Source organism: Sphingomonas sp. CFBP 13714, from assembly GCF_014842205.1.
Classification (GTDB): Bacteria; Pseudomonadota; Alphaproteobacteria; order Sphingomonadales; family Sphingomonadaceae; genus Sphingomonas; species Sphingomonas aerolata.
In genome coordinates, this window is sequence record NZ_JACYVG010000001.1 from 602,867 (window position 1) to 617,833 (window position 14,967).

General features: G+C 67.8%; 9 protein-coding genes. 5 read left to right on the forward strand and 4 right to left on the reverse strand.

Annotated elements, in window-relative coordinates:
* Positions 1-2: 2 nt before the first annotated feature.
* Both IFT54_RS02975 and purD read right to left on the reverse strand, forming a co-directional pair.
* Complete coding sequence (locus tag IFT54_RS02975; RefSeq protein WP_192069508.1) at positions 3-827, reverse strand: hypothetical protein; 825 nt, start codon at positions 825-827, stop codon at positions 3-5.
* Positions 828-962: 135 nt separating this feature from the next.
* A complete protein-coding gene (gene purD / locus IFT54_RS02980; RefSeq protein WP_192069509.1) occupies positions 963-2,234 on the reverse strand; it encodes a phosphoribosylamine--glycine ligase in 1,272 nt (423 codons plus the stop codon).
* Between purD and xseA the strand changes: the two genes are divergently transcribed.
* Genes xseA through IFT54_RS02995 form a run of 3 tightly spaced genes read left to right on the forward strand, consistent with a single transcriptional unit; the run spans position 2,233 to position 4,776 of the window.
* Positions 2,233-3,696 carry an exodeoxyribonuclease VII large subunit gene (xseA, locus tag IFT54_RS02985; RefSeq protein ID WP_446740652.1) on the forward strand — a complete coding sequence of 488 codons (1,464 nt, stop codon included), beginning with the start codon at positions 2,233-2,235 and terminating at the stop codon, positions 3,694-3,696. The two genes, purD and xseA, sit on opposite strands and share 2 nt — an antisense overlap.
* Before the next feature lie 31 nt (positions 3,697-3,727).
* The gene (locus tag IFT54_RS02990) at positions 3,728-3,928 is read left to right on the forward strand and encodes a DUF2093 domain-containing protein (RefSeq protein ID WP_031441717.1); all 201 of its coding nucleotides are present in this window, start codon (positions 3,728-3,730) and stop codon (positions 3,926-3,928) included.
* Complete coding sequence (locus tag IFT54_RS02995; RefSeq protein WP_446740653.1) at positions 3,925-4,776, forward strand: M23 family metallopeptidase; 852 nt, start codon at positions 3,925-3,927, stop codon at positions 4,774-4,776. Before IFT54_RS02990 ends, IFT54_RS02995 begins: the two co-directional genes overlap by 4 nt.
* Before the next feature lie 15 nt (positions 4,777-4,791).
* Here IFT54_RS02995 and IFT54_RS03000 read toward each other — a convergent pair whose 3' ends face one another.
* The gene (locus IFT54_RS03000) at positions 4,792-5,343 is read right to left on the reverse strand and encodes a hypothetical protein (protein ID WP_244648485.1); all 552 of its coding nucleotides are present in this window, start codon (positions 5,341-5,343) and stop codon (positions 4,792-4,794) included.
* 367 nt (positions 5,344-5,710) lie between these two features.
* Between IFT54_RS03000 and IFT54_RS03005 the strand changes: the two genes are divergently transcribed.
* Together IFT54_RS03005 and IFT54_RS03010 are read left to right on the forward strand one after the other, a co-directional pair.
* The gene (locus IFT54_RS03005; RefSeq protein WP_342354750.1) at positions 5,711-8,788 is read left to right on the forward strand and encodes a TonB-dependent receptor domain-containing protein; all 3,078 of its coding nucleotides are present in this window, start codon (positions 5,711-5,713) and stop codon (positions 8,786-8,788) included.
* A 404-nt stretch (positions 8,789-9,192) separates the two neighbouring features.
* Positions 9,193-12,228 carry a TonB-dependent receptor domain-containing protein gene (locus IFT54_RS03010; RefSeq protein WP_192069511.1) on the forward strand — a complete coding sequence of 1,012 codons (3,036 nt, stop codon included), beginning with the start codon at positions 9,193-9,195 and terminating at the stop codon, positions 12,226-12,228.
* 73 nt (positions 12,229-12,301) lie between these two features.
* Here IFT54_RS03010 and clpB read toward each other — a convergent pair whose 3' ends face one another.
* A complete protein-coding gene (gene clpB, locus IFT54_RS03015; protein ID WP_107930690.1) occupies positions 12,302-14,881 on the reverse strand; it encodes an ATP-dependent chaperone ClpB in 2,580 nt (859 codons plus the stop codon).
* Positions 14,882-14,967: the final 86 nt, after the last annotated feature.

The window sequence follows — 14,967 nt, forward strand, 5'->3', positions numbered from 1 at the left end:
CGTCAGAGTTTGCCGAAGACCGCTTCGAAGCCGGGTTTGTCGCCGGCGGCGAGGAGGCGGGATTGTTCGATCCAGCGGTCGCGGCCCATGCGGCCGGTGAAGGCGCCGAGCTGCGCGTCGATGTTCTGCGCTTCGGTTTCGGAGAGTGCGGCCATGTCGCCGACGGTGGTGACGCCCAGCTCCGCGAGGCGGGTGGCGACCTTGGGGCCGAGGCCCTTGAGCTGGGTGACGGGGGCGGCTGCGTGGTCGACCGCCGGGGTCGGAGCCGGTGCCGGGGCGGGTGCCGGGGTGGGTGTCGGAGTGGGGGCTGGCGCCTCGGTCGGGGTGGCGGCTTCGGCGGCGGGGTTGGCGTCGAAGCTGGCGGCGGCGATCGGTTCGTCGGACAGCGGCGCGGGGGCCGGCGCGGGCGCGGCAGCAGCAGGCGCGGGAGCGACTGGCTGCGGTGCAGGCGCGACCGGGCGCGCGACCGGAATCGGGGTCGGGGCGGTCTGGACCTGCGACTGGCTGGGTGCGGGGGTCGGCTTCGGGGCCGGCTTCGGGGTTGGGGCCGGGGGCGTTTCGGGAGCGGGGGCGGCGGCGGAGGTCGGCGCGGCGGGGAGATCGGGGGTCGGCTTGGGTGCGGGTTCGACGCCGGCTTCGCGCGCGTTGGCGATGACGTCGCGCGACGCCTTTTTGCGGCTGCGCTTGGCCTTGATGCCCCAGAGCAGCCCGGCGATCACGAAGAGCGCGAGCACCGCGATGATCGCGAAATGGATCGTCGTCAGCGTGGTGATGCCGTCGGGGAGCAGGCTGTCGCCCGAGGCGGACGTCGCGGAAGTTTCGTTCATTTGCCTATAGTAGCGGGGTGGGTCGGGGGGGGCGAGACTTAATGCGTGGTTCTCGGCGCTATCGCTGGCGTTGCGTTTGGGGATGCGCCCCACCCCCAACCCCTCCCCTGAAGGGGAGGGGCTTTTTGCTTCGGGTCAGCGGGCGAGTTCGCGCCAGCCTATGTCGCGGCGGTAGAAGCCTTCTGCGAAATCGATCGCCTCGACCGCGCGGTAGGCGTTGGCCTGGGCGGAGGCGAGGTCGTCGCCGGTGGCGGTGACCGCGAGGACGCGACCGCCCGCGGCGACGAGGCCGCCATCCTCGAGCCGGGTGCCGGCGTGGAAGACGGTGCCGCCCGCCGCGCGCGCCGAATCGAGGCCGATGATCGCGCCGCCGGCCTTGGGCGTGCCGGGATAGCCCTTGGCCGCCATGACGACGGTCAGCGCGGTGGCGTCGCTGAAGCGGGCGGGGGGCAGGTCGGCGAGGCGGCCTTCTGCGACGGCGAGCATGGTCGCGATCAGGTCGCCCTCGAACCGCATCATCAGCACCTGCGTCTCGGGATCGCCGAAGCGCGCGTTATATTCGATCAGCTTGGGGCCCTGCGCGGTGAGCATGAGGCCGGCATAGAGGACGCCGCTGAACGGGATCCCGTCCGCCGCCATCGCCGCGACCGTGGGCGCGACGATCTCGTCGAGCGCGCGCTGTTCGAGCGCGGCGGTGAGGACGGGGGCGGGGCTGTAGGCGCCCATGCCGCCGGTATTGGGGCCGGTATCGCCCTCGCCGACGCGCTTGTGATCCTGCGCCGAGCCGAACGGCATCAGCGTGGTGCCGTCGGTGAGGACGAAGAGGCTCGCCTCCTCGCCTTCGAGGAATTCCTCGATCACCGCTTCGGCCTCGCCGTCCGCGAACAGCGCGTCGAGCGCGGCATCGGCCTCGGCGCGGGTGAAGGCGATGACGACGCCCTTGCCCGCGGCGAGCCCGTCGGCCTTGATGACCACGGGCAGCGAGAAGGTCCGGGTGAGCGCAACGTCGGCGTCGGCGCGGCTCGCGACGCGGACATAGCCTGCGGTCGGGATGCCGGCGCGCGCGCACAGATCCTTGGTGAAGCCCTTCGACCCTTCGAGCTGGGCGGCCGCTTTCGACGGACCGAAGACGGGGATGGCGGCGGCGCGCAGGGTATCGGCGAGGCCGTCGACGAGCGGCGCCTCGGGGCCGATGACGACGAGGCCGATGGCTTTCTCGCGGACGAAGGCGACGACGGACGCGTGATCCGTCGCATCGAGACGCACGAGCGTCGCAAGGCTGGCAATGCCGGGGTTGCCCGGCGCGGCATAGAGCGTATCGAGGCCTGGAGAAAAGCTGGCCGATTGCACCAGCTTCCACGCGAGCGCATGTTCGCGGCCCCCCGAGCCCAACAGCAGGACGTTCATGCCCGATCCCTTTTCCGATGACGTCGTGTCCAGCGACATGCTGGCGAGCGATATGGGGCGGCTGGTAGCCGAGCCGGTCGCCGGCGACAACGCACTCGCCATGTCGGTCGGCGAACTCGCGTTCAAGCTGAAGCGGATGGTCGAGGGCGAATTCGGCCATGTCCGCCTGCGCGGCGAGATTTCGGGATGGAAGCGCGTCGCGTCGGGGCATTGCTACATGGCGCTGAAGGACGATCAGGCGGTGATCGACGGCGTGATCTGGAAGGGGAGCGCGGCGCGGCTCGCCTTCGTGCCGCAGGACGGCGTCGAGGTGATCGCGACGGGCAAGCTGACGACCTATCCCGGGCGGTCGAAATACCAGATCGTGATCGACCGGATGGAGCTGGCGGGCGCGGGCGCGCTGATGGCGCTGCTCGAGAAACTGAAGGCGAAGCTCGGCGGCGAGGGGCTGTTCGACGCGGGCCGAAAGAAGCCGCTGCCGTTCATGCCGCAGGTGATCGGCGTGGTCACGTCGGGGACGGGCGCGGTGATCCGCGACATTCTCCATAGGCTCGAGGATCGCTGTCCGACGCACGTCATCGTCTGGCCGGTCAAGGTGCAGGGCGAGGGATCGGCCGCCGAGATCGCCGCGGCGGTGCGCGGCTTCGATGCGATCGCGCCCGGCGGGCCGGTGCCGCGCCCCGACCTGGTGATCGTCGCGCGTGGCGGCGGGTCGGTCGAGGACCTCTGGTCGTTCAACGAGGAGGTCGTCGTGCGCGCGGTCGCCGCCTGTTCGATCCCGATCATCTCTGCGGTCGGACACGAGACCGACACGACCTTGTGCGACTATGCCGCCGACCTGCGCGCGCCGACGCCGACCGCGGCGGCCGAGATCGCGGTGCCGGTGCTCGCCGACCTTCGCCTCACGATCGACAGCCATCGCAACCGGACCGAGCGGTGCGCGCGGCGCTATGTCGAGCGCGGGCGCGAGCGGCTCGATGCGCTCGCTCGGCATCTGCCCAAGCGCGACCAGCTGCTCGGGCCGCAGCGGCAGCGTGCAGACGATGCCGGGCAGCGGCTCGACCGCGGGCTCGAGCGGCGGCTGACGCTGGCGCGCGGGAGCCTCGACCGGTCGGGCGCGGCGCTGCGGCCGGCGACGCTCGAGCGCAAGCTGGAGGGCGCGCGCGCACGGCTCGATGCGACGTGGCGGCTGGTCCAGTCGCTCAACCCCGATGCGATCCTCGACCGTGGGTATGCGCGGGTGACGTCTCGGGCTCCGGGGGGCACGACGCTCGCGTCCGCGGCGGCGGCGCGTGCAGCGGGGGCGCTGACGCTGCATTTCCGCGACGGGATGGTCGATGCCACCGTCGATGGGGGTGAGGGCGAGGTCGCCGCCAAGCCGAAGCCGGCGAGCCGGCCGACGCCGTCTGCCGCCCCGTCCGCTGCCGCCGGTGCCGCGCCGCGCCAGCCGACCCTGTTCTGATCCTTCCCCCTGTGACGACGAGAGAAATCCGATGCTGATGTCCAATTCCGACCGCGCCGCCAAGCTGCATTACATGGCGAACGGGTTTCGCGTGCTGAGCCCGGGGGATCATGTCGTGTGCGCGGTCACCGGCCACCGCATCCTGCTCGAGGATCTGCGCTACTGGAGCGTCGAGCGGCAGGAGGCCTATGCGACCGCGGCGGGCGCCGCCGAGGCGATGAAACCGCGGTGATCCGCCCGCTGCTGCTGCCGTTGGTGCTGCTGGCTTCGGGTGGCATCGCGCAGACCGGGCTGGCGCCTGTTGCGGCCGTTCCCGCGGCGACGGGGTTCGTCTGGACCGGGACACTGAGCCAGGGCGGGCTGATCCTGGGCACCGCGCCTGTGGGGACGCGCGCGCTGACGCTCGACGGGCGGGCGGTGACGGTCGCGCCCGATCGCCGGTTCGTCGCGGGGTTCGACCGTGATGCGGGGACGCAGGCGCTGCTCGTCGCGACGCTGGCGGACGGGCGCGTCGTGCAGCAACCGCTGGGAATCGCAGCGCGCGGCTGGGACATTTCGCGGCTGTCGAGCCTGCCCAAATATCCGGTCCCCGCGCCCGAATTCGCGCGCGTGCGCCCCGGCGAACTGGCGCAGATCGTCGCGGCGCGGCGGATCGCGGCGGTGTCGGACGGCTGGCGTCAGGCGTTCGTCTGGCCGGTGACGGGGCGGATCTCGACGCTGTTCGGGTCGCAGCGCGTCTATGCCAATGGCGAGGCGGGATCCTATCATTCGGGGATCGACATCGCGCGGCCGACGGGGACGACCGTCGTCGCGCCCGCGGACGGCGTGGTGATCCTGGCGGCGGATCACCCCTTCACGCTGGAGGGCAATCTGCTGATGATCGACCACGGCATGGGGCTGAACAGCGCGTTCCTGCATCTGTCGCGGATCGACGTGAAGCCGGGCGACCGGGTGACGCAGGGCCAGCCGGTCGGCGCGGTGGGGAATAGCGGCCGTGCGACGGGTCCGCATCTCCACTGGAGCCTGCGCTGGGGGGATGCGAAGCTGGATCCGTTGTTGGTGGCGGGGGTGATGAAGTAAGAGCGCGCGCGACGTCTAGTTGAGGCGGCGGACCTTGACCGCGGGCTGACCGCCGACGCTCATCCGGAAACTGCCGAGTGCGGCGCGCTTGATGACGACCGCATCCTTCGCGCGGGGGCGCCGGGCGATCACATTGTCGTCGGTCTGGATCCAGCGCGCGCCGTCGGCGAGCTCGAAGCGCCAATGGCCGGAGTCGTCGACCGACGCACCCGCGAGAACCGCCTCGATCTGCGGCAGGTCCTCGGCCTTGCCGAGCAGGCCCGTCTCGGGAAGCGCGATGCCGAACACCGCGCGTCGCGTCTCGCGCACCTGCTGCTGATCGATGATGACGATCGTCCGGTTCGCTTCAGCCTGTTCGAGCGCGGCGACCGAGCGGTCGAAACAGGCGAGCCGCGCGGCGGTCTCCGGCAGCGTGCGGCACTGGGTGAGCGCGACCAGCACGGGCGCGCGTCCGCCGCGGGGCGACCCCGCGGTCGCGGCGGACGGCAGGGCCGCGATCAGCAGGGCGGTGGTCAGCAGCGCGGCGATCAGCAGGCCGGGGGCCGCGCGTCGTGTCGATATGTGCATGTCCGTGTCATCCTCGTATCGGCTTCGGCAATCCGGGGCCGATCCGCGGCGGGGGCGCGCAGGGCCCGCCATCCCCGGAATATCCCCTTTGATTCCTTCGGAAAACCCGCCGCAGGGCGCCGGATTCACGATGTTGCCTTTTTGTAACAATGGTACGTCAATGCGATGATCCGTTACTATTTTACAATTTTATTTTGGACAAAAGCGCTGCCGTTTGCGTAACCGGCCCCCAGTCAGTGCGCCGGAGCGCGCCGCAACACATCGCGTCAGTCATCACGGATCGACGGCGCGAAAGGGGAATGAATACATGCGGACTCATATGTTTCGGGATTGCCTGCTCGCGTCCACGATGATCGCGGGCGCCGTCGTGGCGCTTCCGGCAGCGGCCCAGACCGCACCGGCTCCTGCACCGGCGGCCGAGCCGGCTCCAGCACCGCAGAGCACGACCAGCGACGACGGCGCGGCAGCGACGACCCCGGCAGTCTCGAACACGCCGAGCGAGGATCCCGCTGCAGCCGGAACCGCCGCGGGCACCGACATCGTCGTCACCGGATCGCGTATCTCGAACCCCAACCTGACCTCTGCCAGCCCGATCACCGTGGTCAACGCGGCGGACATCAAGCTGCGCGGCGCGACGCGGATCGAGGACGTGCTCAACAGCCTGCCGGCGTCGTTCGCGACGCAGACCTCGTCGGTGTCGAACGGGTCGACCGGTACGGCGACGATCAACCTGCGCAACCTAGGTGAATCGCGCACGCTGGTGCTGATCAACGGCCGCCGCCTGATGCCGGGCAACCCCTCGTCGAGCAGCACCGCGAGTGCGGCCGCCGACGTCAACATGATCCCCGCCTCGCTGATCAAGCGCGTCGACGTGCTGACCGGCGGCGCCGGTTCGGTCTATGGGTCGGACGCGATCGCGGGCGTCGTCAACTTCGTGCTCGACACCGATTACGAAGGCTTCAGCGTCGACGTGTCGGGCGGCATCAACAACCACAACAACCGCAGCGAGCGGTTCCAGGCGCTGTCGGCGGCAAGCGGCTATCCCGCGCCGAGCGGCCAGGCGTTCGACGGCACGCAGTTCGACATCAACTTCAAGGTCGGCGCGGCAACCAGCGACGGCCGCGGCCATGTCGTCGGCTATGGCGGCTATCGCAAGATCGGCGCGATCCTGCAGGGGTCGCGCGACTATAGCTCGTGCGGGCTGAACGCGCCGTCGGGCAATGTCGGCAACGATTATGTCTGCGGCGGATCGGCCACCGCATTCCCGGCGAACTTCACGCTCGGCGATGCGACCGAGGGCGGGCCGCCGACCGGCTATACGCTGAACGCAGCAGGCCAGCTCGTCGCGGGGCGGACGCTCTACAACGCCAACCCGCTGAACTATTACCAGCGTCCGGACACGCGCTACACCGCGGGCTTCCTCGCCAAGTATGAAGTCAGCGACGCGTTCAAGCCCTATGCCGACTTCATGTTCATGGACGATCGCTCGGTCGCGCAGATCGCTCCGTCAGGTGATTTCAACAACACGACGGTCCTGAACTGCAACAACCCGCTGCTGTCGGCGGCGCAGGTCTCGACCTTCTGCCGTGCGTCCAACCTGGTGACCGACGCCAATGGCGCGGTGGTCAACCTGACCAACCCGGACGGCTCGCAGTATCAGCAGGCGAAAGTCCGCATCGGCCGTCGCAACGTCGAGGGCGGCGGGCGCCAGGCGGATCTTCGCCACACCCAGTATCGCTTCGTCGCGGGCGCGACCGGCGATATCGACAAGGGCATTTCGTACGAGGCCTATGGCCAGTTCGGCAGCACCGTGTTCAGCCAGGTGTATCGCAATGAATTCTCGATCTCGCGCACCACGCGCGCGCTCGACGCGATCACCGACACGCGTCCCGGCTCGGCGACGCTCGGCCAGGCGGTCTGCCGCTCGGTCGTCGACGGCACCGATCCGAACTGCGTCCCGCTCAACATCTTCGGCGCGGCCGGGATCACGCCCGAGGCGCTGAACTATGTCCAGACCCCGGGCTTCCAGTCGGGCGAGAACAAGGAAACCGTCCTCAACGCGAACTTCACCTTCAAGGGCGCCGAATACGGCGTGCAGTCGCCGTTCGCGAGCGAGGGCATCGCGCTGAACGTCGGTGGCGAGTACCGCAAGGAATCGCTGAGCCTCGAAGTCGACAACGCGTTCCTGAGCGGCGATCTGGCCGGCCAGGGCGGCGCGACGCTGCCGATCCGCGGCAGCTACACCGTCAAGGAAGTGTTCGGCGAAATCCAGGTGCCGCTGGTCAGCGACCGCCCGTTCGTCAACGAGCTGACGGTCAATGGCGGCTATCGCTATTCGAGCTACAGCACCGCGGGTTCGGCGCATTCGTACAAGGGTGAGCTGGTCTGGGCGCCGATCTCCGACGTCCGCTTCCGCGGCGGCTACAACCGTGCGGTCCGCGCACCGAACACGCAGGAGCTGTTCGCACAGCAGTCGGTCCAACTCGACGGTGCGACCGATCCCTGCGCCGGCGCCGCGGTCAACGGTCTGGTCAACGGCAACACGGCCGCGCAGTGCGCGCTGACCGGCGTTCCCGCGAACCGGTTCGGCCTGATCGCCGCCAACCCGTCCGAGCAGTATAACGGCCTGCTCGGCGGCAACCCGAACCTGCGCCCCGAAAAGGCCGACACGTTCACCGCGGGCGTGATCCTGCGGCCGTCGTTCCTGCCGGGCTTCAACCTGTCGGTCGACGGCTTCCGCATCAAGCTGAAGGACCGGATCGGCGTCGTCGGCGCGGACACGATCATCGCGCAGTGCCTCCAGACCGCGGACGACCAGTTCTGCGGCGCGATCAACCGCGATGCCAACGGCACGCTGTGGCAGGGCAATGCGGGCTTCATCGTCGACACCAACGTCAATGCAGGGTCGCTGACGACGCAGGGGATCGAGACCTCGGCGGGCTATACCTACCGCTCGGACAGCATCGGCACGATCGGGCTGTCGTTCAACGGCACCTATGTCGACAAGTTCACGTCGGACAAGGTCGGCACCAAGTTCGATTGCGCAGGCCTGTACGGCGCACAGTGCGGCTATCCGATGTCCAAGTGGCGTCACCAGGCGCGTCTGTCGCTGACCACGCTGGGCGGCATCGGCCTGTCGGGCAACTGGCGCCATCTGTCGGCGACCAAGTTCGAGCGGACCAGCGGCGATGCCGACCTGGCCGGCCCGTTCTTTGCCAATGACGGCCGCGTGAAGGCGCAGGACTATTTCGATCTCGCCGCGACCATCCGGGTCGCGGACAAGGTCACCTACCGCCTTGGCGTCAACAACGTGCTCGACAAGACGCCGCCGATCCTCAGCGCGACGGCCTCGCCGATCGGCTCGTTCGGCAACGGCAACACCTATCCGGGCATCTATGATGCACTCGGCCGGTACCTGTTCGTCGGCCTGACGATCGACATGTAAGCGATCCTTCCGGACGCAATATCGGGGGGGCGGCGGATCATGGATCCGCCGCCCCCTTTTTTGGTTCGGGCGGCCGGTCCGGAGTGACGCTGAAGCCCGGACCAAGGCCTCGCCGAGCGCCTGTCGCGGGTGCGACGTGAAAATGCCTTTGCCTAATTATTATGCGTAGCGATGATCTGCTGTCGGAAAAAGCAACAGATTGTAAGAAAAAGCACCAGTGATTGTGTCTTTTTCGCTACACGAGATTGCCAAAGCATTCGGCCGCCCGGATGCATTCTTTACAGGATGCGACAGCACCTCCATCCCATCGCCATGTCCTTCGGGGTCGTGCTTCGGCGCGATGAAAGGGGCGGAAAATTGCCCGGCGTACCGCGATGCGGGCGACCGGGTTCAAGCGAGGGATCATGATGACCAGCATTTCGTTGACCAAGAAGGCGCTCCTGCTCGCGGCTGCGACGCCGTTCGCGTTCGCCATGGCGGCGCCGGCGTTCGCGCAGCAGGCGACGCCGCCCGAGCAGAACGGTGTCCCGTCGAGCGACGTCGCCGCGCAGAACCAGCCCGCCGCCGGCGACGAGATCGTCGTCACCGGATCGATCATCCGCGGTACCGATACCGGCATTTCGCCCGTCACCACGCTGACCACCGAAAATTTGGATTCGCGCGGCATCAACACGGTGCAGGCCGGCATCCAGGCGCTGTCGTCGAACAACGGCCCGGCGCTGACCAACTCGTTCACCGCCAACGGCGCATTCGCCGCGGGCGCGTCTTCGGTGTCGCTGCGTGGCCTGTCGACCAACTCGACGCTCGTGCTGTTCGACGGCCTGCGCGCCGCCTATTACCCGCTGTCGGATGACGGATCGCGCAACTTCGTCGATCTGAACACCATCCCCGACGACATCGTCGAGCGCATCGACGTGCTGCGCGACGGCGCATCGTCGAGCTACGGTGCCGATGCCATTGCAGGCGTGGTCAACGTGATCACCAAGCGCAAGTTCAACGGCATCAGCGGTCGCGCCGAGGCCGGCATCTCCGAGAACGGCAACAACGCCAACCAGCGGCTGACGCTGACCGCGGGTACCGGCGACCTCGACGAGAAGGGCTACAACGCCTATGTCAGCGGCTTCTATTTCCGCAACGAGGGCGTGTACCAGCGCGACCTGCCGGCGCCCTTCAATTCGGACAACCTGACCGGGATCTGTTCCAACCGCACCGGCACCACGCAGTGCGGCCCGAACAACACGGCGAACGGCCTTGACGCGAACGGCGCCCTCAACGGCTTCGCGATCGGTACGGGCAATTTCTACGTCCGTCCGGCCGACGCCGCGAACACGGTCGCATCGGGCCGGTACCAGCTGCTGAACCCGGCAGCGGGCTGCCTCAACGGCACCCCCTACAACCCGACCGCCGCGCAGCTCGCCACGCCGGCGAACGTGACGACGCCGACCACGGTCTGCCAGGTCGACAACACCAACAAGTACGACATGGTGACGCCGAACATCGAGCGTTTCGGCGGCTCGGCCCGTTTCAGCGCAAAGGTCGGTGCCGACTCCGAGGCATATCTGCTGGTCAATTTCGCCCAGTCGGCGAGCAACTATACCGGTCGTCCGTCGGTCATCCGCGGTAACGCACCGGCCGGCATCCTCTCGCCGCAGTTCTCGACCTCGCAGGCGCAGACTGCCGCGCTGGCCGCGGGCTCGGGCGTCCTGGCATTGCCGGTCTATGTCTGCGCCGCGCGCGTGAACTGCGGTCCGACGAACGGCACGCTGAACCCGAACAACCCGTTCGCGGCACAGGGCCAGGTCGCGCGTCTCGTCGGCGCGCTGCCCGATACCGTCACGCAGAACGAGACCCGCAGCCGCGTGTACCGTGCCGCATTCGGCCTCAAGGGCACCGTCCTCAACGGCTTCGACTATGACTTCAACGCAACGGCGATGCACACCGACCTGCGGGTGAAGACCAACGGGTATGTCTATATCCAGAACCTGCTCAACGTCATTGCCGACGGCAGCTACAACTTCGTCAACCCGGGCCTCAACACCCAGGCGGTGCGTGATTATCTGACGCCCGAGAACATCACCGACACGACGTCGGATCTCTATCAGGCGCAGCTGACCGTCCAGAAGTCGCTTGCCACGCTGCCCGGCGGCGACCTGCGCGTCGCGGTCGGTGGCTCGATCTTCTACGAAGCGGTCGACGCGCCCAGCGCGAACGACGACTATAACGGCGCGACGCAGCGGTACTTCACGCTGAACGCCTTCGGTACCAAGGGTAACCGCACGGTGAGCTCGGCCTTCGCCGAAATCAACGCACCGGTGCTCGACGTGCTGACGCTCAACGGTTCGGGCCGCTACGATCACTATTCGACCGGGCAGAGCAACTTCTCGCCGAAGGTCGGCGCGATCTTCACGCCGCTCCAGCAGGTCACGGTGCGGGGTACCTATTCGCGCGGCTTCCGTATCCCGAGCTTCGGCGAGGCGAATGCACTGCCGACGACGGGCTATGTGACGCAGCAGATCTCGGCGATCCCCGATGCGTTCCTTGCCCAATATGGCGCAGGCTGTTCGCAGGCGAACCCGACGGCGTGCCCGGCCTATCTGACGTCCTACTCGATCGGACAGACGACGCTGGCATCGCCGGAGCTGAAGCCTGAAAAGTCGCGCAGCTTCACCGGCGGGCTCAAGTTCGACCCGATCCGCAGCGTGTCGCTGACCGTCGACTACTACAACATCAAGAAGACCGGTGCGATCACGACGCCGGACAATTCGGCCGCGATCGCAGCCTATTATGCCGGTGCCGCACCGGTTGCCGGGTTCGAGGTCATCGCCGACGCACCCGACGTCAACAACCCGAACGCACGTCCGAAGATCGCCTTCGTCCGCTCGCAGCTGATCAATGCCGACACGATCAAGTCGTCGGGCATCGATTTCGGCATCAACGGCGCGTATGACTTCGGTCCGGTCAAGTGGACGTCGAACCTGAATGCGAGCTACATCATCGAGCTCAGCACGACGATCGACGGCGAGAAGCAGCGCTATGAGGGCACGCTCGGCAACTTCAACCTGACCGCAGGGTCGGGGACGTTCGAGTGGAAGGGCAACTGGCTCAACACGTTCGACTTCGGCGACTTCGCGGTCAGCACCACGGTCAACTACACGTCGGGCTATGACCTGTCGGCGACCGACCAGGGCGACGAATACAAGGATTGCGGCCAGGCTGCCGTGTACAACGACTGCCACGTGAAGAGCTACATCACGGTCGATGCGAACGTGAACTTCAAGGTCACCGACAAGTTCAGCTTCTACGTCAACGCGCTGAACCTCTTCGATCGCCTGCCGCCGGTCGATACCGTCACCTATGGCGCGTATCTGTACAATGCGATCCAGGGTGGCGACGGCATCTTCGGTCGTCAGTATCGTGCAGGCGCGAAGTTCAACTTCTAAGCCGATACCCACGCGACATATCGGGGCGGCTCCTTCGGGAGCCGCCCTTTTTTTGTGCCTGCCGTTCGGGGGCTCACCCGACCGCCAGCACCAGTTTCCCGTCGCCCTCGTCGATATGGACGGTGGCGCCGTCCTTGACCTCGCCGCGCAGGATCATGTCGGCGAGCGGGTCCTGGAGGTAGCGCTGGACCGCGCGTTTGAGGGGCCTTGCGCCGTAGACGGGGTCGTAGCCGACGCGGCCGAGCCAGGCGCGGGCGGCTTCGGTGAGGTCGAGCGTGATCTTGCGGTCGGCCAGCAGCTTGTCGACGCGCGACACCTGGATGTCGACGATCGGCGCCATGTGCGCCTGGCCCAGACGGTGGAACAGGATCACCTCGTCGAGGCGGTTGAGGAATTCCGGGCGGAAGTGCGACCGGACGATCTCCATCACCTGCGGTTCGACCGACGAGACGTCGTCGCCCTCGGCCATGTTGGCGAGATACTGGCTGCCGAGATTGCTCGTCAGGATGATCAGCGTGTTGCTGAAATCCACCGTGCGGCCCTGGCCGTCGGTCAGGCGGCCGTCGTCGAGCACCTGGAGGAGCACGTTGAACACGTCGCCATGCGCCTTCTCGACCTCGTCGAACAGGATCACCTGATAGGGGCGCCGGCGGACCGCCTCGGTCAGCACGCCGCCCTCCTCATAGCCGACATAGCCGGGAGGCGCGCCGATCAGCCGCGCGACCGCGTGCTTTTCCATGAACTCGCTCATGTCGATGCGGACCATCGCCGAGGGATCGTCGAACAGGAATTCGGCGAGCGCCTTGGTCAGCTCGGTCTTGCCGACGCCGGTGGGGCCGAGGAACAGGAAGCTGCCGAGCGGCCGGTTCGGATCCTGCAGCCCCGCGCGTGCGCGGCGGACCGCGGTCGAGACCGCCTTCACCGCATGGGCCTGGCCGATGACGCGCTTGCCGATCGTCGCCTCCATCGCGAGCAATTTGTCGCGCTCGCCCTGGAGCATCCGTTCGACCGGGATGCCGGTCCAGCGGCTGACGACGCCGGCAATGTCGTCGGCATTGACCTCTTCGCGCAGCATCGCGCCCTTGGTCGCGCCCGCGGCCTCGTCGAGCTGGCGCTGCAGGCCGGGGATCGTGCCGTAGGAGAGCTCGCCCGCGCGGGCGAGGTCGCCCGAGCGCTGCGCCTGGTCGAGTTCCAATCGCGCGGCGTCGAGCTGTTCCTTGAGCCGTGCCTCGGCGTTGATCTTGTCCTTCTCGCCCTTCCAGCGCGTCGTCAGCTCGGCGGACTGTTCCTCGAGATTGACGAGGTCGCCCTCGAGCGTGTCGAGCCGGTCGATCGAGGCCTCGTCGGTTTCGCGCTTCAACGCCTCGCGCTCGATCTTGAGCTGGATGATGCGGCGGTCGAGGTTCTCGATCTCCTCGGGCTTGGATTCGACCTCCATGCGGATCCGGCTTGCGGCCTCGTCCATCAGGTCGATCGCCTTGTCGGGGAGGAAGCGGTCGGTGATGTAGCGGTTCGACAGCGTCGAGGCGGCGACGATCGCGCCGTCGGTGATGCGGACGCCGTGGTGGAGCTCGTATTTCTCCTTGAGGCCGCGCAGGATCGAGATCGTGTCCTCGACCGTGGGTTCGCCGACCATGACGGGCTGGAACCGGCGCTGGAGCGCGGGGTCCTTCTCGACGTACTTGCGATATTCGTCGAGCGTGGTCGCGCCGACGCAGTGGAGCTCGCCGCGGGCGAGCGCGGGTTTCAGGAGGTTGCCTGCGTCCATCGCGCCTTCGGATTTGCCCGCGCCGATCAGCTGGTGCATCTCGTCGATGAACAGGATGACGTCGCCCTCGGCGGCCTTCACCTCGTCGAGCACGCCCTTCAGCCGCTCCTCGAACTCGCCGCGATATTTCGCGCCCGCGATCAGCGAGCCCATGTCGAGCGACATGAGGCGGCGATCCTTGAGCGTATCGGGGACGTCGCCGTTCGCGATGCGCAGCGCCAAACCTTCCGCGATCGCGGTCTTGCCGACGCCGGGTTCGCCGATCAGCGCGGGGTTGTTCTTGGTGCGGCGCGCGAGGATCTGGATCGTGCGGCGGATCTCCTCGTCGCGGCCGATGACGGGGTCGAGCTTGCCGTCGCGTGCCGCCTGGGTGAGGTCGCGCGCGAATTTCTTGAGCGCGTCATAGCGGTCCTCGGCGCCCGCGGTGTCCGCGGTGCGGCCCTGGCGGACGCTGTTGATCGCGGTGTTGAGCCCCTCGGGGGTGACGCCGCCGGTCTTGAGCGCCTTGCCCGCGGCGGTGTTGAGCGAGAGCGCGAGCGCGACGAGCAGACGCTCGACGGTGACGAAGCTGTCGCCCGCCTTGGTCGCAATCTGTTCGGCCTGGTCGAGCACGCGGACCGCGTCATTGTCGATGCCGGGCGTGGTCTGCGCGCCCGAGCCCGACACCGCGGGGATCTTCGCGAGCGCGAGATCGGTCTCGGCGGTCGCGCGCTTGGCGTCGCCGCCCGCGGCCGCGATCAGCCCGGCGGCCATGCCCTGTTCGTCCTCGAGCAGCGCCTTGAGCAGATGCTCGGGCGCGATCCGCTGATGGTTCATGCGGATTGCGACGGTCTGCGCGGACTGGAGGAAGCCTTTCGCGCGGTCGGTGAATTTGTCGATGTTCATGGGCGTATCCCTGTGATCTTTGGCCAGAGATGGTGTTGTATTTGGGCAACACAAGAGGGCGGCGTTGCATCATGCTAGGGACAAGC

Excerpts from the sequence above, each read along its gene's own strand:
- IFT54_RS02975 (WP_192069508.1), bottom strand. The coding sequence starts at position 827 with ATGAACGAAACTTCCGCGACGTCCGCCTCGGGCGACAGCCTGCTCCCC.
- xseA (WP_446740652.1), top strand. The coding sequence starts at position 2,233 with ATGCCCGATCCCTTTTCCGATGACGTCGTGTCCAGCGACATGCTGGCG.
- purD (WP_192069509.1), bottom strand. The coding sequence starts at position 2,234 with ATGAACGTCCTGCTGTTGGGCTCGGGGGGCCGCGAACATGCGCTCGCG.
- IFT54_RS02990 (WP_031441717.1), top strand. The coding sequence starts at position 3,728 with ATGCTGATGTCCAATTCCGACCGCGCCGCCAAGCTGCATTACATGGCG.
- IFT54_RS03000 (WP_244648485.1), bottom strand. The coding sequence starts at position 5,343 with ATGCACATATCGACACGACGCGCGGCCCCCGGCCTGCTGATCGCCGCG.
- IFT54_RS03010 (WP_192069511.1), top strand. The coding sequence starts at position 9,193 with ATGATGACCAGCATTTCGTTGACCAAGAAGGCGCTCCTGCTCGCGGCT.
- clpB (WP_107930690.1), bottom strand. The coding sequence starts at position 14,881 with ATGAACATCGACAAATTCACCGACCGCGCGAAAGGCTTCCTCCAGTCC.